A 21,931-nucleotide genomic window follows, 5' to 3' on the forward strand; every position below is an offset into this window, starting at 1 on the left:
TGCATTGGAATTATTGCCATGCCTGCGGGCATAGTGCCAGGCATTCCCATAACAAGAACCGGAGTTTTCCATGCTGCGCCTTTCCGCCGCCGTCCTGCTGGCCGGCCTGTCGCCCGTGCTGCTCGCCGCCGACGACCCCGCCGATGCGTCCAAGCCGCCCAGCGCCTTCACCGTGGCCCTGCAGCAGAAGGTCCGCGAGACGCTGCCGTTCAACGACCGCGCCGACTTCGCGCGGGTCGAGCAGGGCCTGATCAAGCGCCCGGAACAGCTGGTGATCCGCAACGAGGACGGCAGCGTGGCCTGGCAACTGGGCGGCTTCGGCTTCCTCGATGCCGGCCAGGACATCGACAGCATCAACCCCAGCCTGCAGCGCCAGGCCCTGCTCAACCTCAAGTACGGGCTGTACAAGGTCGCCGACGGCATCTACCAGGTGCGCGGCTTCGACCTGGCCAACATCACCTTCGTCCAGGGCGACAGCGGCTGGATCATCATCGACACCCTGACCACCCCGGCCACTTCCAGGGCTGCCTATGCCCTGGTCAGCCAGGAGTTGGGGCAGAAGCCGATCAAGGCGATCATCTACAGCCACGCCCACGTCGACCACTTCGGCGGGGTGAAGGGCCTGGTGAGCCAGGAACAGGTGGACAAGGGCGAGGTGCAGATCATCGCGCCCAAGGGCTTCATGGAGTCGGCGATCAAGGAGAACGTGCTGGCCGGCAACGCCATGCTGCGCCGCGCCACCTACCAGTACGGCACCGAACTGCCCCAGGGCCCGCGTGGGCTGGTGGACATGGCCATCGGCAAGGCCGTCGCCCACGGGCCGATGAGCCTGATCGCGCCGACCCGGCTGGTCGAGAAGGACGACGAGCAACTGCGCATCGACGGCGTCGACTTCGCCTTCCAGAACACCCCCGGCACCGAGTCGCCTTCGGAGATGAACGTCTGGCTGCCGAAGCAGAAGGCCCTGCTGATGGCCGAGAACGTCACCGGCACCCTGCACAACCTCTACACCCTGCGCGGCGCCGAGACCCGCGATGCGCTGGGCTGGAGCAAGTACATCAACGAGGCGCTGCACCGCTACGGCAACCAGGCCGAGGTGATGTTCGCCGTGCACAACTGGCCGCGCTGGGGGCATGAGGACATCGTCCGCACCCTGGAGAAGCAGCGCGACCTCTACGGCTACCTCAACGACCAGAGCCTGCACCTGGCCAACCAGGGCGTGACCATCAACCAGATCCACGAGCGCTTCCAACTGCCGCCGGAGCTGGCCAACGAGTGGTACAACCGCGGCTACCACGGCTCGGTCAGCCACAACGTGCGCGCGGTGGTGAACAAGTACCTGGGCTACTACGACGGCAACCCGGCCACCTTGAACCCGCTGGCGCCGGAGGATTCGGCGAAGAAGTACGTGGAATTCATGGGCGGTGCCGAGCACGTGCTGCAGATGGCGCAGAAGTCCTTCGACCAGGGCGAGTACCGCTGGGTGGTGGAGGTGGTCAACAAGCTGGTCTTCGCCGAGCCGGATAACCAGGCCGCCCGCCGCCTGCAGGCCGACGCCCTGGAGCAGCTGGGCTACCAGGCGGAGAACGCCGGCTGGCGCAACAGCTACCTGGCCGCGGCGGACGAACTGCGCCACGGCGTGCCGCGTGACCTGCCGTCGCTGAAGACCTCCAGCGCCGATGCCCTGGCCGCCATGGACACCGGCCTGCTGTTCGACTACCTGGGCGTGCGCCTGAACGCCGGCAAGGCCGAGGGCGAGGACTTCGCCATCAACCTGGTGTTGCCGGACATCGGCCAGGAGTACCTGCTGGAGCTGAAGAACTCGCACCTGAACAACATCCGCGGGGTGCACAGCGAAGACGCCGGGCAGACGGTGACCATCGACCGCGCCGACCTCAACCGCCTGCTGCTCAAGGAGGCCAACCCGGTGGTGCTGATCGCCCAGGGCAAGCTGAAGAGTTCGGGCAACCCGCTGTTGCTGGCCAAGTTGTTCGGGATGTTGGATGACTTCGAGTTCTGGTTCGATATCGCCACGCCGGGGAAGCGCGAGGGGTGATGCGGGAAGACGTACCCTCGTAGGATGGGTTGAGCGAAGCGATACCCATCACCAGGGTCCGATGGGTATCGCAAGCTCAACCCATCCTACGCAGAGCATCGCGGCGCAGGCGGCGGGCCAGTTGTTCACTCCCGGAAGAGCGCCCTCTCCCCAGCCCTCTCCCGCAAGCGGGAGAGGGGGCCGTTCGGAGCGGGGGATAGTTCAGCGTCAGTCGGCGAGTTCGCAGGGCGGATAACCGTTCGCGGTTATCCGCCGCATTTCGGCGCCCCTACAAGCACGGCATTTCCCCGCGGACCTTGTCCGCGATGGCCGGAACCACCGGCGCGGTTCGCGGATAAGATCCGCTCCTACGCCGCCCCACCCGCAGTGTTCCCCTGTAGGAGCGCGCCCTGCGCGCGATATCGCGGGCAGGGCCCGCTCCTACAGTCTGTCGTGAGGCACGACATTTCCCCGTAGGAGCGGACCTTGTCCGCGATGGCCGGAACCACCGGCGCGATTCGCGGATAAGATCCGCCTACGCCGCCCCACCCGCGGTGTTCCAATGTAGGAGCGCGCCCTGCGCGCGATATCGCGGGCAGGGCCCGCTCCTACGGTGTTCCGCTCAATAGGCCACGGTGAAGCGCTGGCGGTGGTGGGCGGGGCGTTCCGCTTCGTCGAGCATGGCCACGGCCAGGTCGGGGAGGGAGATGCGGCTTTCGCCTTTGGCGTCGAACAGCACCTGGTCGCCGCCGATGCGGAAGCTGCCGGTGCGCTGTTCGCCTTCCAGGAGCATGGCCGGGCTGAGGAAGGCCCAGTCCAGGGCCTTTTCGCCGCGCAGCTGGTCGAGGGCGTCGGCGGCGCCCAGGGCGCCCTGTTTCCAGGCTTCGGGGAATTCCGGGCTGTCCACCAGGCGCTGGCCGGGGGCGATTTCCAGGCTGCCGGCGCCGCCGAGCACCAGCAGGCGCTTCACCCCGGCGGCCTTGGCGCCGTCGAGGATGGCCTGGCTGCCGCGGGCGTGGGCGGCGCGGATGTCCGGGTTGCCCCAGCCGGCGTTGAAGGCGCTGATGACCACGTCATGGCCGGCCACCGCCTTGGCCACCTGCGCGGCGTCGTAGACGTCCGCCTGCACCGCGGTGACGCCCTCGCGGCCGGCCAGCTTGGCCGGATCACGGACCAGCGCCGTCACCAGCAGGCCGCGGCGCAGCGCTTCTTCCAGGAAATAATGGCCGACATGGCCGGTGGCACCGATCAGGGCGATTTTCATCGTTAAGCTCCAGGGCAAAGGCCGTAACACGGCGGAATGGCGCCCATGATCGGCCACGCCCTGCGCGGGAAAAACCGGCCGGGCCGCCATGCACTCGTAAGCCGTGCTTCACAATCCCTGGTCGAACAGCTTCTGCACCACCGAGAAGTCCTTGTCGCCGAAGCCCTGCTTGAGCAGCAGGCGGTAGAGGCTGGTGGCCAGGCTGCCCAGCGGCGTGCTGTTGCCGGTGAGTTGCGCGGCCTCCTGGGCCAGGCCGAGGTCCTTGGCCATCAGCGCGCTGAGGAAGCCGCCCTCGTAGCCGCGCGAGGCCGGGGCGTTCTCCATCACCCCGGGCCAGGGGTTGTAGACCTCCAGCGCCCAGTTGCCGCCGGAGCTGCGCCGCATGATCTCGGACAACACGACCGGGTCCAGGCCGTTGGCCACGCCCAGGGCCAGGGATTCGGCGGTGCCGATCATGAGGATGGCCAGCAGCTGGTTGTTGCACACCTTGGCCACCTGGCCGGCGCCGTCGCTGCCGGCGTGGAAGATGTTGCGGCCCATGGCGGAGAAGATCGGCCTGGCCTTCTCCAGCACCTGGGCGTCGCCGCCGACCATGAAGGTGAGGGTACCGGCGACGGCGCCGCCGACGCCGCCGGAGACCGGCGCGTCGAGCATGGGAATCCGGCGTTGCGCCGCCGCATGGTGGACCTTGCGCGCCGAGGCCGGGGCGATGGTGGAGCATTCCAGCACCAGGGTGCCGGGGGCGATGTGCTGCAGCAGGCCCTGCTCGCCGAGGTAGAGCCCCTCGACGTGCTGGCTGGCCGGCAGCATGGTGATCACCACGTCGACGCCGTCCACCGCGTCGTGGGCGCTGCGCGCGGCGCTGGCGCCCAGCGGCACCAGGCCGTCGACGGCGCTCTGCACCAGGTCGAAGACCCGCAGCAGGTAACCGGCCTTGAGCAGGTTGGCGGCCATGGGCGCGCCCATGTGGCCGAGGCCGATGAAGGCTATCTGTTTCATCCGCGTTCTCCTCTGGTTGCCAGGGGTGAACGCCACGAAGCACGTCTTTCACGGGGAGGGGGCGGGGCTACAGGTCCGCCAGCGGGTGCGCGCCCTCCCAGGTCGCCTCGAAATGCGCGTCCACCACTGCCTCAGGTATGGCAGCGATCTGTGGCCAGTGCCAGTGCGGTGTGTTGTCCTTGTCGATCAGCCGGGCACGCACGCCCTCCGGGAATTCCGGGTGGCGGCAGCAGTTCAGGCTCATGGCGTATTCCATGCGGAACACCTCGGCGAGCGACGAATGGCGCGCGCGGCGGATTTGCTCCCAGACCAGCCGGGCGGTCAGCGGGCAGCCGCTGGCCAGGGTCCGCGCGGCCTTGGCCAGCAGCGGGTCGGCGTCGTTCTGCAGGGCGGCCAGGGCCTGCCAGGCGTCGTTGGCGTCGGCCACGTCGAGCAGCTGGTCCAGGCGCTCGCGGCGCGGCAGCAGCTGGGCCTCGGGCAGTTCGCCGCGGGCCTCGTGCTCCAGGGCGCGGAGCAGGCTGTGCAGCTGCACCTCGGGCTGTTCGCGCCAGTTCAGCTGGATCAGCCCGGTGATCAGGTCTTCCTGCTGGTTGTCCAGCAGGAAGCGGTCGGCCAGGTCCAGGTCCAACGCGTCGCGGGCGTTCATCTGGGTGGCGCCCAGGCCGAGGAACAGGCCCAGGCGCCCCGGCAGGCGGGCGAGGAACCAGCTGGCGCCGACGTCCGGGTACAGGCCGATGCTCACCTCCGGCATGGCCAGGCGGCTGGACGGGGTGACGATGCGCACCCCGGCGCCCTGCATCAGGCCCATGCCGCCGCCCATGACGTAGCCGTGGGCCCAGCACAGCAGCGGCTTGCCGTAGCTGTGGATGAGGTGGTCGAGGCGGTATTCGTCGGCGAAGAAGCGCCGCGCCAGTTCCGGCACCTCGCCGGGGTGTTCGCGGCAGGCGTCGACCAGCTTGCGCACGTCGCCGCCGGCGCAGAAGGCCTTGGTGCCGGCGCCGCGCAGCAGCACGCAGGCGATGTGCGGGTCGTCGCGCCAGATCTGCAGGCGTTGCAGCAGCGCCTCGATCATCGGCAGGCTGAGGGCGTTGAGGCTCTTTTCCGCATCCAGGGTCGCTATGCCGATGCGGAAGCCGTGCAGCCCGTGGCGTTCCTCGAAAAGTACATTCATCGGGTCATCCTTACTTGTTGCGCCAGTTCGGTTCGCGTTTCTCCAGGAAGGCGTTGACGCCCTCGCGGGTGTCGTCGGCGTCGAACAGGTCGACGAAGCGCTCGCGCTCCTCCGGCAGCCAGGTGTTCGGGCCGCGCTCGCGGGCGCCCTGGATCAGCGGCTTGATGGTGCGCACCGCCACCGGGCTCTGCCGCGCCACCTTGGCCGCCAGCAGCAGGGCGGTGCCGCGGGCCTCGCCGCTGTCCACCACCTGCTCGACCAGGCCGATGCGCTGGGCAGTCTCGGCGTCCACCCGCTCGCCGCAGAGGATCATGCGCTTGGCCCAGCCTTCGCCCACCAGCCAGGCCAGCGCCTGGGTGCCGCCGGCGCACGGCAGCAGGCCCACCGCGGCTTCGGGCAGGGCCATCTGCGCGTGGCGCTCGGCGATGCGGATGTCGCAGGCCAGGGCGCATTCCAGGCCGCCGCCCATGGCGTAGCCGTTGATCGCGGCGATGGACACGCCGCGGAAGTCGCGCAGGGCCTCGAAGGCTTCGCCGAAGCGCCGGGCCATTTCCCGGGCGCGGGCCTTGTCGCCGTCGGCGAACATGTTCAGGTCGGCGCCGGCGGAGAAGAACTTAGGCCCCTGGCCGGTGATCACCAGGGCGTAGATGTCGTCGTCGCGGTTGAGGTGCTCGATGAGCTGGCGCAGGCCGATCAGCGAGTCGCGGTCCCAGGTGTTGGCCGGCGGGTGGTTGATGGTGACCAGCGCGGTGTGGCCGTGCTTCTCCACGGTGAGCTTGTGGGTCAGATCGAAGTGGCCGGGCTTGTAGGGTTCGACGGCGGTGCTCATGGGGTTCTCCTTGGCAGGGCGCGGGCCGTGGCCGGCGCCGGGGTATGCGGGGACTCTAGGGGGCCCGGGCCTGGGCGTCCATGTCCGTTGCGTTCGGATTGGACCGCCCGGGCGGGCGTTTTTTCCATCTTTCTGCGCGGTGCTCGCTCCTCGTAGGATGGATTGAGCCTGCGTGTTGGGCGGGGCGATGGGTATCGCTTCGCTCAACCCATCCTACGGGGCTTCGTGCTTTCCGCTTTTCGTAGGAGCGAGCTTGCTCGCGAACAATCGGGACGGGTTCGCGAGCAAGCTCGCTCCTACGAAGATCAAAGGCGCTACAGCAGGCGGTCGAGCATGCCGCCCTGGTCGAGCAGGCGGCGCGCGACTATCACCCGCATGATTTCGTTGGTGCCTTCGAGGATCTGGTGCACGCGGCTGTCGCGCACCCAGCGCTCCAGCGGGTAGTCGTTGAGGTAGCCGTAGCCGCCGTGCAGCTGCAGGGCCTCGTTGCACAGGGCGAAGCAGCGGTCGGTGGCGAAGCGCTTGGCCATGGCGCAGTACAGCGTCGCCTCGGCGTCCTTGTGGTCCAGCTTGTGCGCGGCCAGGCGCACCATCTGGCGGCTGGCGGTGAGGTCGGTGAGCATGTCGGCCAGCTTGAACTGCAGGGCCTGGAACTCGGCCAGGGCCTTGCCGAACTGCTTGCGTTCCTCGACGTAGCGCAGCGACTGCTCCAGCGCCGCCTGGGCCGCGCCCAGGGAGCAGCTGGCGATGTTCAGGCGGCCGCCGTCCAGGCCCTTCATGGCGTAGACGAAGCCCTGGCCTTCCGGGCCGATGCGGTTGCCCGCCGGGATGCGCACGCCCTCGAAGGTGATGGTGCGGGTGGGCTGGGCCTTCCAGCCCATCTTGTCCTCGTTGCGGCCGTAACGGATGCCTTCGGCGTTGGCCGGCACCAGGAAGCAGGAGATGCCCTTGGCGCCGTCCGCGCCGGTGCGCGCCATGACGATCAGCACGTCGGTGCTGCCTGCGCCGGAGATGAAGGTCTTGGCGCCGTCCAGCACGTACTCCTCGCCGTCGCGGCGGGCGCGGGTGCGCAGGTGCGCGGCGTCGGAGCCGGCATCCGGCTCGGTGAGGCAGTAGGAGGCCAGCGACTCGCCGCCGATCAGCCCGGGCAGCCATTGCGCCTTGAGCGCGGCGTCGCCGAAGCTGGCGAGCATCCAGGCGGCCATGTTGTGGATGGTGATGTAGGCGGTGGTGGCCACGCAGCCGGCGGCCAGTTGCTCGAAGATCAGCGATGCGGACAGCCGCGACAGGCCCAGGCCGCCGTCTTCCTCGGCGATGTAGAGGCCGAGGTAGCCCTGCTCGGCGGCACGGCGGATGACGTCGACCGGGAAGTGGTGCTCGCGGTCCCAGTCCGCGGCGTGCGGCGCCAGTTCGTGGCGGGCGAAGGCCTTGGCGCTTTCCACCAGCAGGCGCTGTTCTTCGCTGAGATCGAATTCCATGGAGCTTCCTCGGTTTGTTCTTGTGAAGTGGGACAGCCTGCCACGGTTATAGCGCGAGGCGGGCCTCGCTGTGGATTGACGATCTTGCCTCGGGGATGGACGATCTTGGCATTGAATCGACTTCCCAGGGGTGTTCCTTCGCATGTCCGGCAGCCCGCTTCTCTCGGCCTGGCCCCTGCCGCAGCAGGGCGTCCGCTTCATCACCCCGCCGCGACTGCGCCGCGCCCTGGCGCGGCACCCGCTGGGCCAGGCCTGCTACCCGCTGGCGCTGGGCTATTACCCGGCCGCCGCCGGGCACCGCATGGAGCGTCAGGCGCCGGACGACCACCTGCTGATTTACTGCAGCGCCGGGGAGGGCTGGCTGAGCTGCGCGGATGGACGATTCGAGGTGCTGGCTGGCGACCTGCTGGTGCTGCCCAAGGGCCTGGCCCACGCCTATGGCGCCGCGCCCGGGCGGCCCTGGTCGATCTACTGGGTGCACCTGGACGGCGCCCTGGCCGAGGAGTTCCTGCGCCCGCTGGGTTCCTCGCCGCGCCTGCGGGTGGGCGTGCAGCCGCGCCTGCGCGGGGAGTTCGACGCGCTGCTGGCGCTGCGCCGCCAGGGCCTGAGCCTGCCGCACTTCATCCATGCCGCGCACCTGCTGCAGGCCCTGCTGACCTCCCTGGCGCTGCGCCCGGTGCGCGCCCGGCTGAAGTCCGGCGCGGTGCTGGACATCGAGGCGGTGCAGGCGCTGATGCGCGAGCACCTGGACAGCAGCCTCAACCTCGACGAGCTGGCCGCGCAGTTCCGCCTGTCGCGCTTCCACTTCGCCAAGACCTACCGCGCGCTGACCGGCCAGGCGCCGATCCAGGACTTCATCCGGTTGAAGATGACCCACGCCTGCCGCCTGCTCGACCAGGGCCACCTGGAGGTGCGCCAGGTGGCCGAGCAGCTCGGCTATGCCGATGCCTATTACTTCTCGCGGCTGTTCAAGCGGGTGGTGGGGATGGCGCCCAGCCACTACCGGGCGCTGCACGAGGGCTGAGGCTCAGCGGCCGGCGAGCAGGCGCTGCCAGAGCTTCACTTCTTCGTTCAATTGCGCGCGCAACTGCGGGATGGGCTGTTGCAGCGCCGGGCAACCCTGCGCCAGGCGGCGGAAGGCCGGCAGTTCGGCCAGGGCGTCGCCGGCCAGGGCCGGATTGCGCAGTTGCTCGGCCACCTGCACCAGGTCCGCGAGGTCGGCCGGGCCGTCGTGCTCGCGGTCCCAGCGGCTGCGCTGGCGGGCGCATTCGATGGTCAGGGTGGGCAGCTTCCAGACGGTCATGATGACCACGCCGATGTCGCCGGACAGTTGCTCGCACAGGCGCTGCAGCGACTCGGCGTCGCGCGGGTACTGCGGCCAGCGCTCCAGCTCGGCCAGCAGCGGCAGGCTGCCGACGTCCTGCAGCAGGCCGGCGAGGATGGCATCGTCGGCCTCGGCCACCTGGCTGTGCTGGGCGAGCAGGGCGCTGTAGGCGGCGCGCTCGCGGGCGGCGTTCCAGCGTGCGCGGAACATCTGCTGGAGGATGCGTTCCTTGCCGATGTAGAGGTTGCGCAGGGAGAAGCCCAGCACCAGGTTGCCCAGGCGCCGCGTGCCCAGGCGCGCCAAAACGTCGCGCAGCGAGGCGCAGGGGCGGGCGCCGCGCAGCAGCGGGCTCTCGGCGAACTGCATGAGGTAGGCGGCCAGCGGCGGGTCGGCGTTGATCACCCGCGCCAGCTGCTCCAGCGAAGTACGCGCATCGCCCAGCAGGCGGCGCACGCGCAGGTGCGACTCGGGCATCTGCGGCACCTTGGCCTCGCCCTTGAGGAAACGGTTGTACAGCGCGAAGCGCACGGCGTCGGCAGGGGGGATGGCAGGAGAGCTTTCCGAGGGATCCATGGACTTTGCCGCATTGACAAGGGGCGGGAGCTTTTCTTAGGGTGCGGCGGCCATGTTCCATCAGGTGTCCCATGACCGAGACCGACGATCGTATCAAACTGGAAGAGAGCTGGAAGAGTGCCCTGCGCGAGGAGTTCGACAAGCCGTACATGCGCGAGCTGGGCGAATTCCTGCGCAGGGAGAAGGCCGCCGGCAAGGTGATCTACCCGCCGGGCCCGCTGATCTTCAACGCCCTCAACTCCACGCCGCTGGACAAGGTGAAGGTGGTGATCATCGGCCAGGACCCCTACCACGGTCCCGGCCAGGCCCACGGCCTGTGCTTCTCGGTGCAGCCGGGGGTGCCGGCACCGCCGTCGCTGCAGAACATCTACAAGGAGCTGCAGCGCGACCTGAACGTCCCCATTCCCAGCCACGGCTACCTGCAGCACTGGGCGGAGCAGGGCGTGCTGCTGCTCAACACCTCGCTGACGGTGGAGCAGGCCCGCGCCGGCTCCCACGCCCAGGCCGGCTGGCAGCATTTCACCGACCGGGTGATCGAGGTGGTCAACGAGCGCTGCGACGGCGTGGTCTTCCTGCTCTGGGGCTCCCACGCGCAGAGCAAGCAGAAGCTGATCGACCCGCGCAAGCACCTGATCCTCAAGTCCGCCCATCCGTCGCCGTTGTCGGCCTACCGTGGCTTCCTCGGCAACGGGCATTTCAGCCGGACCAACAAGTTCCTCGAGCAGAATGGCAAGACGCCGATCGATTGGGCGTTGCCGGAGGTTTGAGGGGGGCGGTGCACGCCGGTTGTTTTTGAGCGAGGCGTGACCGCGCGCCCTCTCCCCAGCCCTCTCCCTGAAGGGAGAGGGGGCCGTATGGTGCGATCGTTGAGTTCGGCGTCATCCTGATACGCAGCTGCAGACAAGCGGAACTATCAGGATGAAGCCTGACTTCCACTCCGCTCAGGACAGCCCCCTCTCCCTCTGGGAGAGGGCTGGGGTGAGGGTAAGGAGTCAACCCGAAACACCACTGCCGACGGTGAACACCGTTCGCGAGCAAGCTCGCTCCTACGAAAAGCCTTCAGCCTTCCCCGTTCAACTCTCCGGCAGCGTGCAGCGCTCGGCGAAATACTGCCGGAAGAACTCCACCGCCACCCGCACCCTGGCCGAGCTGGCCAGGGGCGCGGCGTGCACCGCCCAGATGTCCGCCTGCTGCTGGTATTCCGGCAGCACCTGTACCAGGCGGCCGTCGGCCAGGCTGTCGTGCACGTCCCACCAGGAGCGCAGGAGGATGCCGCGGCCGTCCAGGCACCACTGGTGCACTACCTCGCCGTGGTTGGACGACAGCGGCCCGGTGACCTTCACGTTCTCCTCGCCGCTGGGCCCCTCCAGGTGCCAGACGCCGAAGGGGTGGTCGCGCTCCTTGATCACCAGGCAGTCGTGGCTGGTCAGCTCGGCCAGGCTGCGCGGCGTGCCGCGTCGTTCCAGGTAGGCCGGCGCCGCGCAGAGCACCCGGCGGTTCTTCGCCAGGGGCTTGGCGATGAGGTTGGCGGCGATCTCGTTGCCCACGCGGATGTCCAGGTCCACGCCCTCGGCCACCAGGTCCACCAGGCGGTCGTGGACGTCCAGGCGGATGTCCAGCTGCGGGTAGCGCGCCGCCAGCTCCGACAGCGCCGGGGCGACGAAGCGCCGGCCCAGGCCCAGGCTGCTGGCGATGCGCAGCTGGCCGCTGGGTTCGCGGTGCAGCGCCGAGACCTCGTCGCCCATGCGCTGCACCGAGTCGAGGATGCGCAGCGCCCAGTGGTACACCCGCTCGCCGTCCTCGCTCACCGACACCCGCCGGGTGGTGCGGTGCAGCAGGCGCACGCCGAGGTTCTGCTCGAGCAGGCGGATGCGCTTGCTGATGAAGGCGGTAGACATGCCCAGCTCGCTGGCGGCGGCGGCGAAGCTCGCGCGCTTGGCGACCTGGACGAAGACGGCGAGGTCTTCCAGGTTCGGCAGATTGTTCACGATTCGTGTCTTAAGAATCCATGGAGAGCGGGATTATGTTTTCGAATGGCGCTTATAGCATGGTCGGCACGACAAGCCCTACAGCCACAAGAGTGTGCCCAGCATGAGCAAGACCTATCGCATCGCCGCCATCGCCGGCGACGGCATCGGCAACGAAGTCCTCCCCGAAGGCCTGCGCGTCGTCCAGGCGGCGGCCGCCAAACACGGCCTGGCGCTGGAGTTCGAGCACTTCGAGTGGGCCAGCTGCGACTACTACCTGCAGCACGGCAAGATGATGCCCGACGACTGGTTCCAGCAGCTGCAGGGCTTCGACGCCCTGTACTTCGGCGCCGTCGGCTGGCCGGACAAGGTGCCCGACCACATCTCCCTGTGGGGCTCGCTGCTGAAGTTCCGCCGCGAGTTCGACCAGTACGTGAACATCCGCCCGGTGCGCCTGTTCCCCGGCGTGCCGTGCCCGCTGGCGAACAAGCAGCCCGGCGACATCGACTTCGTGGTGATCCGCGAGAACACCGAGGGCGAGTACTCCTCCCTGGGCGGGCGCATGTTCGAAGGCACCGAGAACGAGTTCGTGCTGCAGGAATCGGTGTTCACCCGCCGCGGCGTCGACCGCATCCTCAAGTACGCCTTCGACCTGGCCCAGAGCCGCGAGCGCAAGCGTCTGACCTCGGCCACCAAGTCCAACGGCATGGCCGTGAGCATGCCCTACTGGGACGAGCGCACCGAGGCCATGGCCGCGAACTACCCGCAGATCACCTGGGACAAGCAGCACATCGACATCCTCTGCGCGCGCTTCGTCCTGCAGCCCGAGCGCTTCGACGTGGTGGTGGCCTCCAACCTGTTCGGCGACATCCTCTCCGACCTCGGCCCGGCCTGCGCCGGCACCATCGGCATCGCACCCTCGGCCAACCTCAACCCCGAGCGCAGGTTCCCCTCGCTGTTCGAGCCGGTGCACGGCTCGGCGCCGGACATCTACGGCAAGAACATCGCCAACCCCATCGCCATGATCTGGTCCGGCGCGCTGATGCTGGACTTCCTCGGCCAGGGTGACGCGCGCTACCGCGCAGCCCATGACGACATCCTCGCGGCCATCGAGCAGGTCATCGCCGAAGGCGAGGTGACCCGCGACATGGGCGGCCAGCGCTCCACCCAGGAAGTGGGCGAGGCCATCGCCGCGCGCGTCGCCGGCTGATCTACCCGGCGGCCCGCTGCGCAACGGGAAGGCGCAGCGGGCCGCCAATCATCCGGAAAGCCCCATCAGACCTGCGCTTCAGGCTTGCAGGGAGAAAACGTTACGGGCACAATGTTAACCATTGGATTTTGGTTAACTTAAGGTTTACAGAGGAAAGAGCAAGCCCAGCCGAACGAAACAGCCCTTCCCACCCACAGACGGGATTTGCCTACCCGCGGGCGGGGAGACTTCCATAGCTCCAGGAGTCGATTGATGTCGCACAAGAACAAAAAGATTGATGTGTTCCTGATAACCGTGAGCCTCATCGCCGTGCTGCTCACCGTGGTCGGCCTGGCCGCGTTCCCGGAACAGTCCGGGCAACTGGCCAACACCCTGTTCGAACTTTCCACCCGCACCTTCGGCACCAGCGTGCAGCTGCTGGTGTTCTCCAGCTCCCTGGTGGTGCTGTACCTGGCCTTCAGCAAGTACGGCCACATCCGCCTGGGCAGTGGCAAGCCGGAATACTCCACCGCCACCTGGGTGTTCATGTTCATCTGCGCCGGCATGGGTTCCTCGACCCTGTACTGGGGCGTGATGGAGTGGGCCTACTACTACCAGACCCCCGGCCTGAACATGGTACCGGAGTCGGCCCAGGCGCTGGAGTACAGCGTCAGCTACTCGTTCTTCCATTGGGGCATCAGCGCCTGGTCGATCTACGCCCTGGCCTCGCTGGCCATGGCCTACCACTTCCACGTGCGCAAGAAGAGCGGCCTGAACCTGGCCTCCATCGTCGAGGCCGTCACCGGCTTCAAGGCCACCGGCCCGGTGGGCCGCGCGGTGGACCTGATCTTCCTGCTGACCATGATGGGCGCGCTCACCGTGTCCCTGGCGCTGACCGCCTCGACCCTGACCCGCGGCCTCTCCGGCCTGGTCGGCACGCCGGACACCTTCATGGTGCAGCTGATGGTCATCGGCGTGATCGCCGTGCTCTTCTCGCTCAGCTCCTACATCGGCATCGACGGCGGCCTGCAGCACCTGAGCAAGATGGTCTGCTACGGCGCCCTGGTGTTCGCCGCGGTGGTGCTGCTGGTCGGCCCGACGCAGTTCACCATCAACAACACGGCCAACGCCGTGGGCCTGATGATCCAGAACTACGTGCACATGAGCCTGTTCACCGACCCGGCCGGGGATGGCGCCTTCACCCGCAACTGGACGGTGTTCTACTGGCTCTGGTGGGTGTCCTACGCGCCCGGCGTGGCCATGTTCGTGACCCGCGTGTCGCGTGGCCGGCAGATCAGGGAAGTGGTGTTCGCCCTGCTGATGGGCGGCAGCTTCGGTTGCTGGTTCTTCTTCGGCGCGCTGGAAAGCTACAGCATGCACCAGTTCATCACCGGGGCCATCGACGTGCCGAAGATTCTCAGCGAGCACGGCGGCGAGAGCGCGGTGGAAGCGCTGCTGGCGGCCCTGCCCATGGGCAAGGCGTTCCTCGCCGTGTACCTGTTCATCATGGCGGTGTTCTGCGCCTCGCACATGGACGCCGCGGCCTACGCGGTGGCCGCCACCAGCACCCGCAACCTGCAGGAAGGCGACGACCCGACGCCGACCCACCGGCTGTTCTGGTGCGTGACCCTGACCCTGGTGCCGCTGGCCATGCTCTTCGCCAAGGCCTCGCTGTCGACCATGAAGACCGCGGTGGTGCTCACCGCCATCCCGTTCATGGCGATCCTGCTGGTGAAGATCTACGGCTTCCTCAAGTGGATGGTGCAGGACTACGGCTCGATGCCGGCGCACCTGATCGAGGAAGAGGCCGCCCGCCTGGCCGGCGAGGAGCCCCACGCCGAGCCGCAGCCGGTGGCCGCCGCGGCGCCCGCGCAGTAAGCGATACGGCCCGCCTCCCGAGCGGAGGCGGGCACCCCGCGGCAAATTTTTTTGCCCGGCTTGTTAACCAACGGATACCCGTTAACCAATAAGTAAAAAGCACGGCGACGCCCGTGCCTGAAACCGGAGACCAACCGATGAACGACTTCCAGCGCCTGCCAGCCGATTTCTGCGCCAACCACGAAGAAGCCTTCACCATTCCCGCGCACTTCTACACCAGCAAGGCGGTGTACGAGCACGAGAAGGAAGCCATCTTCGCTCGCAGCTGGATCTGCGTGGCGCACCGCAGCGAGGTGGCGGAGAACAACGCCTACATCACCCGCGAGGTGATCGGCGAAAGCATCATCGTCGTGCGCGGCCGCGACGGCGTGCTGCGCGCCTTCTACAACGTCTGCCCGCACCGCGGCCACCAGTTGCTGGAAGGCAGCGGCAAGGCCAAGAACGTCATCGCCTGCCCGTACCACGCCTGGACCTTCAAGCTCGACGGCGAGCTGACCCACGTGCGCAACTGCGACGCCGTGCAGGGCTTCGACAAGGGCGACTACGGCCTGGTGCCGCTGCGCGTGGAGGAATACGCCGGCTTCATCTTCATCAACATGGACAACGACGCCGGCAGCGTCGAAGACCAGCTGCCGGGCCTGCAGGCGCGCATGCGCCAGGCCTGCGCGGTGATCGACGACCTGCAGCTGGCGGCGCGTTTCGTCACCAGCACCCCGGCCAACTGGAAGTCCATCGTCGACAACTACCTGGAGTGCTACCACTGCGGCCCGGCGCACCCCAGCTTCGCCGACTCGGTGGACGTCGGCCAGTACGGCCACACCCTGCATGGCAACTGGTCGCTGCAGTACGGCATCGCCAAGTCCTCGGAGCAGTCGTTCAAGGTCGACGAATCGGTCAGCGATCCGTCCTTCGCCGGCTTCTGGGCCTGGCCCTGCACCATGTTCAACGTGCCGCCGGGCGCCAACTTCATGACCGTGATCTACGAGTTCCCGGTGGACGCCGAGACCACCCTGCAGCACTACGACATCTACTTCCTCGACAAGGAGCTGACCGAGGAGCAGAAGGTGCTGGTGGAGTGGTACCGAGACGTGTTCCGCCCCGAGGACCTGCGCCTGGTGGAAAGCGTGCAGAAGGGCCTGAAGTCCCGCGGCTACCGCGGCCAGGGCCGGATCATGGTGGACAAGCAGCGCAGCGGCATCAGCGAGCACGGCATCGCCCACTTCCACAACCTGATCGCCGTCGCCCACCTGGAAGACTGATGGCCAGCGCCGCCACAGAGGTGATCGCGCTGGCTAGCGCCACCCAGCTGATCTCCAACGAGGTGGCGCCGTTCGGCGGGGTGAAGCAGTCCGGCCTGGGCCGCGAGGGCTCCAAGTACGGCATCGAGGACTATCTGGAAATCAAGTACCTGTGCCTCGCCGTTTGAGCGGGGATAGGTCGTGGCGAGCGGCAGGGCCTGCCGCTCGCCGATGCAGTCGAGGTGAATGATGGCTAACAAATACGAGATGTTCAGCGTCCGCGTCAGCGCGGTGGAACAGGCGACGCCGCTGATCAAGCGCTTCACCCTGGTGCGCGAGGACGGCCAGGCGCTGCCGGCGTTCAGCGGCGGCAGCCATGTGATCGTGCAGGACCCGGCGGGTAGTTTCAGCAATGCCTACTCGCTGATGAGCGACCCGCGCGACCTCAGCCACTACCAGATCGGCGTGCGCCTGGAAGAGCAGTCCAGGGGCGGCTCGGCCTTCATGCACGGCCAGGTGGAGGTCGGTACCCGGCTGACCATCTCTACGCCGAACAACCTGTTCGCCCTGGACCCCGGCGCCGGGCGCCACGTGCTGATCGCCGGCGGCATCGGCATCACCCCGTTCCTGGCCCAGCTGCACGACCTGGAAGGCGGCGCTACGCCCTACGAGCTGCACTACGCGTTCCGCAGCCCGGAGCACGGCGCGTTCCAGGCCGAGCTGGAGCAGGGCCCGCATGCCGGGCACGTGCGCTTCTACATCGACAGCCTGGGGCGCAAGCTCGACCTGTCGGCGCTGTTCGCCGGCCTGGCCGCGGATGCCCATGTGTACGTGTGCGGGCCCAAACCGCTGATCGATGCGGTGATCGAAGGCGCCAAGGCAGCCGGCATCGCGGACGGGCGCGTGCACTGGGAACAGTTCGCCGCCGCCCCGGCCGAAGGCGCCGCCTTCACCGTGGTGCTGGCCCGTTCCGGCCGCGAACTGCGGGTGGAGGAGGGCATGACCATCCTCCAGGCCATCGAGAACGTGAAGGCGGCCAAGGTCGAATGCCTGTGCCGCGAGGGCGTCTGCGGCACCTGCGAGACGGCCATCCTCGAAGGCGAGGCGGAGCATTTCGACCAGTACCTGAGCGACGCGGAAAAGGCCGCGCAGCAGAGCCTGATGCTGTGCGTATCGCGCGCCCGGACGGCGCGGTTGGTGATCGATCTCTGACACCGATGCGCTTCGTGGGCGCGCGCGTTGCGCGCGAATCGCGGGCAGGGCCCGCTCCTACAGGTGGTTAGCCGGAGGTATCGGCGCGATTCGCGGATGAGATCCGCTCCTACGGGGTGGCCTCACACCCTGCCCTGACGACTGCGCCGATGTGCTCTTCGTAGGAGCGAGCTTGCTCGCGAACCCAACCATCCGTCACGCGTTCGCGGGAATGACGAGGGGGCGGGAGTATCAGGATGACTCCAAATTCCCCGCTCGCTCCGAACAGCCCCCTCTCCCGCTTGCGGGAGAGGGTTGGGGAGAGGGGCTCTTCGCGCCCGACTAGCCCCAATGCTTGATCATCACGTGCCGCGCCACCGTGTAGTCCTCCAGGCCGTACAGCGACAGGTCCTTGCCGTAGCCGGACTGCTTGAAGCCGCCGTGGGGCATTTCGCTGCACAGCATGAAGTGGGTGTTGACCCAGGTACAGCCGTACTGCAGGCGCGCCGCCACCCGGCTGGCGCGGCCGACGTCGCGGGTCCACACCGAGCTGGCCAGGCCGTACTCGGAGTCGTTGGCCCAGCGGATGGCCTGCTCGACGTCGCTGAACGGCGTGACCGAGACCACCGGGCCGAACACCTCGTTGCGCACTATCTCGTCGTCCTGCTGGGCGTTGGCCACCACCGTCGGCTGGTAGAAGAAGCCGTTGCCGGCCACCGCCGCGCCGCCGGTGGCGATGCGGATGTGCGGGCTGGCCTTGGCCCGTTCGACGAAGCCGGAGACGCGCTCGCGCTGGCTGGCGGTGATCAGCGGGCCCAGCTCGGTGGCCGGGTCGTCCTGCAGGCCGGTCTTCAGGCTGGACACGGCGCTGGCCAGGTCGGCGACGAAGTTGTCGTAGATCTTCTTGCCGGCGTAGATGCGGCAGGCCGCGGTGCAGTCCTGGCCGGCGTTGTAGAAGCCGAAGGTGCGGATGCCCTCGACCACGTCGGCCAGGTCGGCATCGTCGAAGACGATCACCGGGGCCTTGCCGCCCAGTTCCATGTGCAGGCGCTTCACGCTGTCGGCGGCGCTGCGGATGATGTGCTTGCCGGTGCCCACCGAGCCGGTCAGCGAGACCATGCGCACCAGCGCGTGGCTGACCAGCGGGCTGCCCACCGTGGGGCCGCGGCCGAACACCAGGTTGACCACCCCGGCGGGGAACAGCTCGGCGATGAACTCGGCCAGGCGCAGGGCGGTCAGCGGCGTCTGCTCCGAGGGCTTGAGCACCACGCAGTTGCCGGCGGCCAGGGCCGGGCCGAGCTTCCAGGCGGCCATCATCAGCGGGTAGTTCCAGGGCGCGATGGAGGCGATCACCCCCACCGGGTCGCGGCGGATCATCGAGGTGAAGCCGGGCAGGTACTCGCCGGCCGCCGAGCCGGGCAGGCAGCGGCAGGCGCCGGCGAAGAAGCGGAACACGTCGGCGATGGCCGGGATTTCGTCGTTCAGCGCCGCGGCGTAGGGCTTGCCGCAGTTCTGCGATTCCAGGCGCGCCAGCTCCGCGGCGTGTTCCTCGATCTTGTCGGCCAGGCGCAGCAGGAGCTGCGCGCGGTCCTTCGGGGTGGTCTGCGACCAGCCGTCGAAGGCGGCGTCGGCGGCGCGCACGGCGGCGTCCACCTGGGCCTCGCTGGCCTCGGCTATCTGGCCCAGCACCTCGCCGGTGGAGGGGTTGAGGATGTCCAGTTTCTCGCCTTCGCCGGCGACGAACTGGCCGTTGATCAGGAGTTTGCTTTGCATTGCGGGGCTCCTCTGCTTCGGTGGCTGGATGCCCGCCGCGGCGGGCCGCCGGTTCACTTGCCGCCGCCGGCCACGTCGCTGGTGCCGCGGGTCAGGTAGTAGGCGCCGAGGATCGGCAGCATGGTCGCCAGCATCACCAGCATGGCCACCACGTTGGTGATGGGCACGTCGCGCGGGCGCGTCAGCTGGTTCAGCAGCCACAGCGGCAGGGTGCGCTCGTGGCCGGCGGTGAAGGTGGTGACGATGATCTCGTCGAAGGACAGCGCGAAGGCCAGCATGCCGCCGGCCAGCAGGGCGGTGGCGATGTTCGGCAGGACGATGTAGCGGAAGGTCTGCCAGCCGTCGGCGCCCAGGTCCATGGAGGCCTCGATGAGGCTGAACGAGGTGCGGCGGAAGCGCGCTATCACGTTGTTGTAGACGATCACCACGCAGAAGGTCGCGTGGCCGATGACGATGGTCAGGAAGCCCGGCTCGATGCCGAGGGTCTTGAACGCCGAGAGCAGGGCGATACCGGTGATGATGCCGGGCAGGGCGATGGGCAGGATGAGCATCAGCGAGATGCCCTCCTTGCCGAAGAAGTCGCGGCGGTACAGCGCGCCGGCGGCCAGGGTGCCGAGCACCATGGCCACCAGGGTGGCGACGCAGGCGATCTTCACCGACAGCCAGATGGCGTCGAGCACGTCGCCGCGCTGGGCCACCTCGGCGAACCAGCGCAGGGTGAAGCCCTGCAGCGGGAAGCTGTAGGCCGACTCCTCGGTGTTGAAGGCGTAGAGCAGGATCACCAGGATCGGGAAGTGCAGGAACACCAGCCCGCCCCAGGCGGCCAGGCGCAAGGCCCAGGAAGCTCGCTCAGAGTGCATCGAAGGCCCCCAGCCGCTTGGCGATGGACAGGTAGACGGCGATCAGCACGATGGGCACCAGGGTGAAGGCCGCGGCCAGCGGCATGTTGCCGATGGAGCCCTGCTGCACGTAGACCATGGTGCCGATGAACAGCCCGCTGGGGCCCACCAGCTGCGGGATGATGAAATCGCCCAGGGTCAGGCTGAAGGTGAAGATGGAGCCGGCCACCACGCCGGGGAAGGCCAGCGGCAGGATGACCTGGGCGAAGGTCTGCCGCGGCCGCGCGCCCAGGTCGGCGCTGGCCTGCAGCAGCGATGGCGGCAGGCGCTCCAGGGCGGCCTGGATCGGCAGGATCATGAACGGCAGCCAGATGTAGGTGAACACCCAGAAGCGCCCCAGGTGCGAGGTGGACAGGGTGTTGCCGCCCACCCCGGGCACGTCCAGCAGCAGGTCGAGCAGGCCCAGCAGGTGCAGCTTCTCGATGATCCAGTAGAGGATGCCGCCCTTGGCCAGGATCACCGTCCAGGCGTAGGCCTTGACGATGTAGCTGGCCCACATCGGCAGCATCACCGCGATATAGAAGAAGGCCTTTTCCTTGGGCCCGGCGAAGCGCGCCATGTAGTAGGCGATGGGGAAGGCCAGCACGGCGCTGGCCAGGGACACCGCCACGGCCATGCCCAGGGTGCGCAGGACGATGTCGTAGTTGGCCGGGTTGAACAGCGCCGCGTAGTTGGCCAGGGTCAGCTGCGGCGTCACCGCCATGGTGAAATCGTCGAAGGTGTAGAAGCTCTGCCAGAGCAGGGCGAACAGCGCGCCGATGTAGATCACCCCGAACCACAGCAGCGGCGGGATCAGCAGCATCAGCAGGTAGAGGCCGCTGCGCCGGTAGAGGAAGCTGGAGACGGCGCGCATCATGGCAGCGGTTCCTCGCGCAGCGGCACCAGCGCGCTGCGCGCCCAGCAGGCGCTGACCGCCTCGCCGGGCTGCGGGCGCTGCTCCTCGCGCTCGCCGTTGGGCAGCGCGGCCACCAGCCGGCCGCCGGCGTCCAGGGCGATCTCGTAGCGGCTGGCGGCGCCCAGGTACTGCACGTCCACCAGGGTGCCGGCGACCTGCAGCTCACCCTCGCGCGGCTGGCCGAAGCGCACGTGCTCCGGGCGCAGCGACCAGGCCCCGGCCGCGCCGAGCAGGCGCCGGGCGAGGTCGCCGCGCAGCACGTTGGCGGTGCCGACGAACTCGGCGACGAAGGGCGTGGCCGGCTTCATGTAGAGGTTGCGCGGGGTGTCCACCTGTTCGATGCGGCCCTTGTTGAACACTGCCACGCGGTCGGACATGGACAGCGCCTCGCCCTGGTCGTGGGTGACGAAGATGAAGGTGATGCCCAGCTGGCGCTGCAGTTTCTTCAGTTCCACCTGCATCTGCTCGCGCAGCTTCAGGTCCAGCGCGCCCAGGGGCTCGTCCAGCAACAGCACCCGCGGGCGGTTGACCAGGGCCCGGGCCAGGGCCACGCGCTGGCGCTGGCCGCCGGAGAGCTGCGCCGGCTTGCGGCTGCCGTAGGTGGCGAGGGCGACCATGTCCAACGCCTCTTCGGCGCGCTTGAGGCGCTCGGCCTTGGCCACGCCCTTGACCTTGAGGCCGTAGGCGACGTTGTCCAGCACGTTCATGTGCGGGAACAGCGCGTAGTCCTGGAACACCGTGTTCACGTCGCGCTCGTAGGGCGGCAGCCCGGCGGCTTCCTGGCCGTGGATGCGGATGGAGCCGGAGGAGGGCTGCTCGAACCCGGCGATCAGGCGCAGGCAGGTGGTCTTGCCCGAGCCGGAGGGGCCGAGCATGGAGAAGAACTCGCCATCGCGGATTTCGATGGACACCCGGTCGACGGCTTTCACCTCGCCGTAGTGGCGGCTCACCTCGGTGAACTGGACGGCTGTGGTCATGGCGCTACCCGCGTGGCTGGTGTGCTTTAACAGGGTAGTGCATGGGGGAGGGGCGGGCTGGATCCAGACGTAGGGCGTACAAGCGTTCGCGGTTGTACGCCGTTGCGCCCAAGGTCGAACCCGAGTGGGCCGGCGATCGAGGTCAGGCGGCGGATAACCGCGAACGGTTATTCGCCCTACGCTCCTGGATGCTTGATCGTGGCGGGGAGGGCGGTCCCTCTCCCTAACCCTCTCCCTGAAGGGAGAGGGGA

General features: G+C 68.2%; 18 protein-coding genes and 1 pseudogene. 8 read left to right on the forward strand and 11 right to left on the reverse strand.

Translation table 11 applies throughout. The features are described 5' to 3' along the window. Window positions 1-70 precede the first annotated feature (70 nt). A complete protein-coding gene (locus PM1_RS10855) occupies window positions 71-2,056 on the forward strand; it encodes an alkyl/aryl-sulfatase (RefSeq protein ID WP_009618751.1) in 1,986 nt (661 codons plus the stop codon). Window positions 2,057-2,657: 601 nt separating this feature from the next. On the opposite strand, the gene PM1_RS10860 is transcribed toward PM1_RS10855, so the two are convergent. From PM1_RS10860 to PM1_RS10880, 5 genes are all read right to left on the reverse strand, one after another. Then, entirely contained in the window at window positions 2,658-3,299 is a 642-nt protein-coding gene (locus PM1_RS10860) for an NAD(P)-dependent oxidoreductase (protein ID WP_009618752.1), read from the reverse strand. A 108-nt stretch (window positions 3,300-3,407) separates the two neighbouring features. Next, a complete protein-coding gene (gene mmsB / locus PM1_RS10865) occupies window positions 3,408-4,298 on the reverse strand; it encodes a 3-hydroxyisobutyrate dehydrogenase (RefSeq protein WP_009618753.1) in 891 nt (296 codons plus the stop codon). Between the two features lie 67 nt (window positions 4,299-4,365). Continuing rightward, window positions 4,366-5,469 carry an enoyl-CoA hydratase/isomerase family protein gene (locus tag PM1_RS10870; RefSeq protein WP_009618755.1) on the reverse strand — a complete coding sequence of 368 codons (1,104 nt, stop codon included), beginning with the start codon at window positions 5,467-5,469 and terminating at the stop codon, window positions 4,366-4,368. A gap of 10 nt (window positions 5,470-5,479) precedes the next feature. Continuing rightward, window positions 5,480-6,298, reverse strand: a complete 819-nt coding sequence (locus tag PM1_RS10875; protein ID WP_009618757.1) for an enoyl-CoA hydratase — start codon at window positions 6,296-6,298, stop codon at window positions 5,480-5,482. 314 nt (window positions 6,299-6,612) lie between these two features. Beyond that, window positions 6,613-7,776: an isobutyryl-CoA dehydrogenase gene (locus PM1_RS10880; RefSeq protein ID WP_009618759.1), complete on the reverse strand. Its 1,164-nt coding sequence runs from the start codon at window positions 7,774-7,776 to the stop codon at window positions 6,613-6,615. Window positions 7,777-7,918: 142 nt separating this feature from the next. Here PM1_RS10880 and PM1_RS10885 point away from each other — a divergent pair, with 142 nt between their 5' ends. After that, window positions 7,919-8,800, forward strand: a complete 882-nt coding sequence (locus PM1_RS10885; RefSeq protein WP_009618760.1) for an AraC family transcriptional regulator — start codon at window positions 7,919-7,921, stop codon at window positions 8,798-8,800. Between the two features lie 3 nt (window positions 8,801-8,803). Here PM1_RS10885 and PM1_RS10890 read toward each other — a convergent pair whose 3' ends face one another. After that, entirely contained in the window at window positions 8,804-9,673 is an 870-nt protein-coding gene (locus PM1_RS10890) for an HDOD domain-containing protein (protein WP_009618761.1), read from the reverse strand. 71 nt (window positions 9,674-9,744) lie between these two features. On the opposite strand from PM1_RS10890, the gene ung reads away from it, so the two are divergent. Then, window positions 9,745-10,440, forward strand: coding sequence for a uracil-DNA glycosylase (ung, locus tag PM1_RS10895; RefSeq protein ID WP_009618762.1), 696 nt, complete (start codon window positions 9,745-9,747; stop codon window positions 10,438-10,440). A gap of 306 nt (window positions 10,441-10,746) precedes the next feature. Here the strand turns inward: ung and PM1_RS10900 are convergent, their stop codons facing one another. Continuing rightward, on the reverse strand, window positions 10,747-11,661 hold the full coding sequence (locus tag PM1_RS10900; RefSeq protein ID WP_009618763.1) for a LysR substrate-binding domain-containing protein: 915 nt from the start codon (window positions 11,659-11,661) through the stop codon (window positions 10,747-10,749). A gap of 103 nt (window positions 11,662-11,764) precedes the next feature. Here PM1_RS10900 and PM1_RS10905 point away from each other — a divergent pair, with 103 nt between their 5' ends. The 5 genes and pseudogenes from PM1_RS10905 to PM1_RS10925 all read left to right on the forward strand — a co-directional run bounded on the left by PM1_RS10905 (window position 11,765) and on the right by PM1_RS10925 (window position 17,157). Next, entirely contained in the window at window positions 11,765-12,850 is a 1,086-nt protein-coding gene (locus PM1_RS10905; protein ID WP_009618764.1) for a tartrate dehydrogenase, read from the forward strand. 252 nt (window positions 12,851-13,102) lie between these two features. Next, window positions 13,103-14,707: a BCCT family transporter gene (locus tag PM1_RS10910; protein ID WP_009618765.1), complete on the forward strand. Its 1,605-nt coding sequence runs from the start codon at window positions 13,103-13,105 to the stop codon at window positions 14,705-14,707. 137 nt (window positions 14,708-14,844) lie between these two features. Continuing rightward, window positions 14,845-15,966, forward strand: coding sequence for an aromatic ring-hydroxylating oxygenase subunit alpha (locus PM1_RS10915; RefSeq protein WP_009618766.1), 1,122 nt, complete (start codon window positions 14,845-14,847; stop codon window positions 15,964-15,966). Window positions 15,967-16,007: 41 nt separating this feature from the next. Further along, window positions 16,008-16,133 (forward strand): annotated as a pseudogene (locus tag PM1_RS10920) (aldehyde dehydrogenase family protein); the annotation flags it as partial. A 61-nt stretch (window positions 16,134-16,194) separates the two neighbouring features. Next, window positions 16,195-17,157 (forward strand): PDR/VanB family oxidoreductase, encoded by a 963-nt coding sequence (locus tag PM1_RS10925; protein WP_009618770.1) that lies wholly within the window; start codon window positions 16,195-16,197, stop codon window positions 17,155-17,157. Window positions 17,158-17,478: 321 nt separating this feature from the next. Here the strand turns inward: PM1_RS10925 and PM1_RS10930 are convergent, their stop codons facing one another. Genes PM1_RS10930 through PM1_RS10945 form a run of 4 tightly spaced genes read right to left on the reverse strand, consistent with a single transcriptional unit; the run spans window position 17,479 to window position 21,680 of the window. Next, on the reverse strand, window positions 17,479-18,909 hold the full coding sequence (locus PM1_RS10930; RefSeq protein WP_009618772.1) for a gamma-aminobutyraldehyde dehydrogenase: 1,431 nt from the start codon (window positions 18,907-18,909) through the stop codon (window positions 17,479-17,481). Between the two features lie 53 nt (window positions 18,910-18,962). Further along, window positions 18,963-19,769: an ABC transporter permease gene (locus PM1_RS10935; protein ID WP_009618775.1), complete on the reverse strand. Its 807-nt coding sequence runs from the start codon at window positions 19,767-19,769 to the stop codon at window positions 18,963-18,965. Further along, window positions 19,759-20,664: an ABC transporter permease gene (locus PM1_RS10940; protein WP_009618777.1), complete on the reverse strand. Its 906-nt coding sequence runs from the start codon at window positions 20,662-20,664 to the stop codon at window positions 19,759-19,761. Before PM1_RS10940 ends, PM1_RS10935 begins: the two co-directional genes overlap by 11 nt. Next, window positions 20,661-21,680, reverse strand: coding sequence for an ABC transporter ATP-binding protein (locus PM1_RS10945; RefSeq protein ID WP_009618779.1), 1,020 nt, complete (start codon window positions 21,678-21,680; stop codon window positions 20,661-20,663). The genes PM1_RS10940 and PM1_RS10945 overlap by 4 nt, the downstream gene beginning before the upstream one ends. Between the last annotated feature and the right edge of the window lie 251 nt (window positions 21,681-21,931).

Source organism: Pseudomonas sp. M1, assembly GCF_022760135.1.
Classification (GTDB): Bacteria; Pseudomonadota; Gammaproteobacteria; order Pseudomonadales; family Pseudomonadaceae; genus Pseudomonas; species Pseudomonas citronellolis.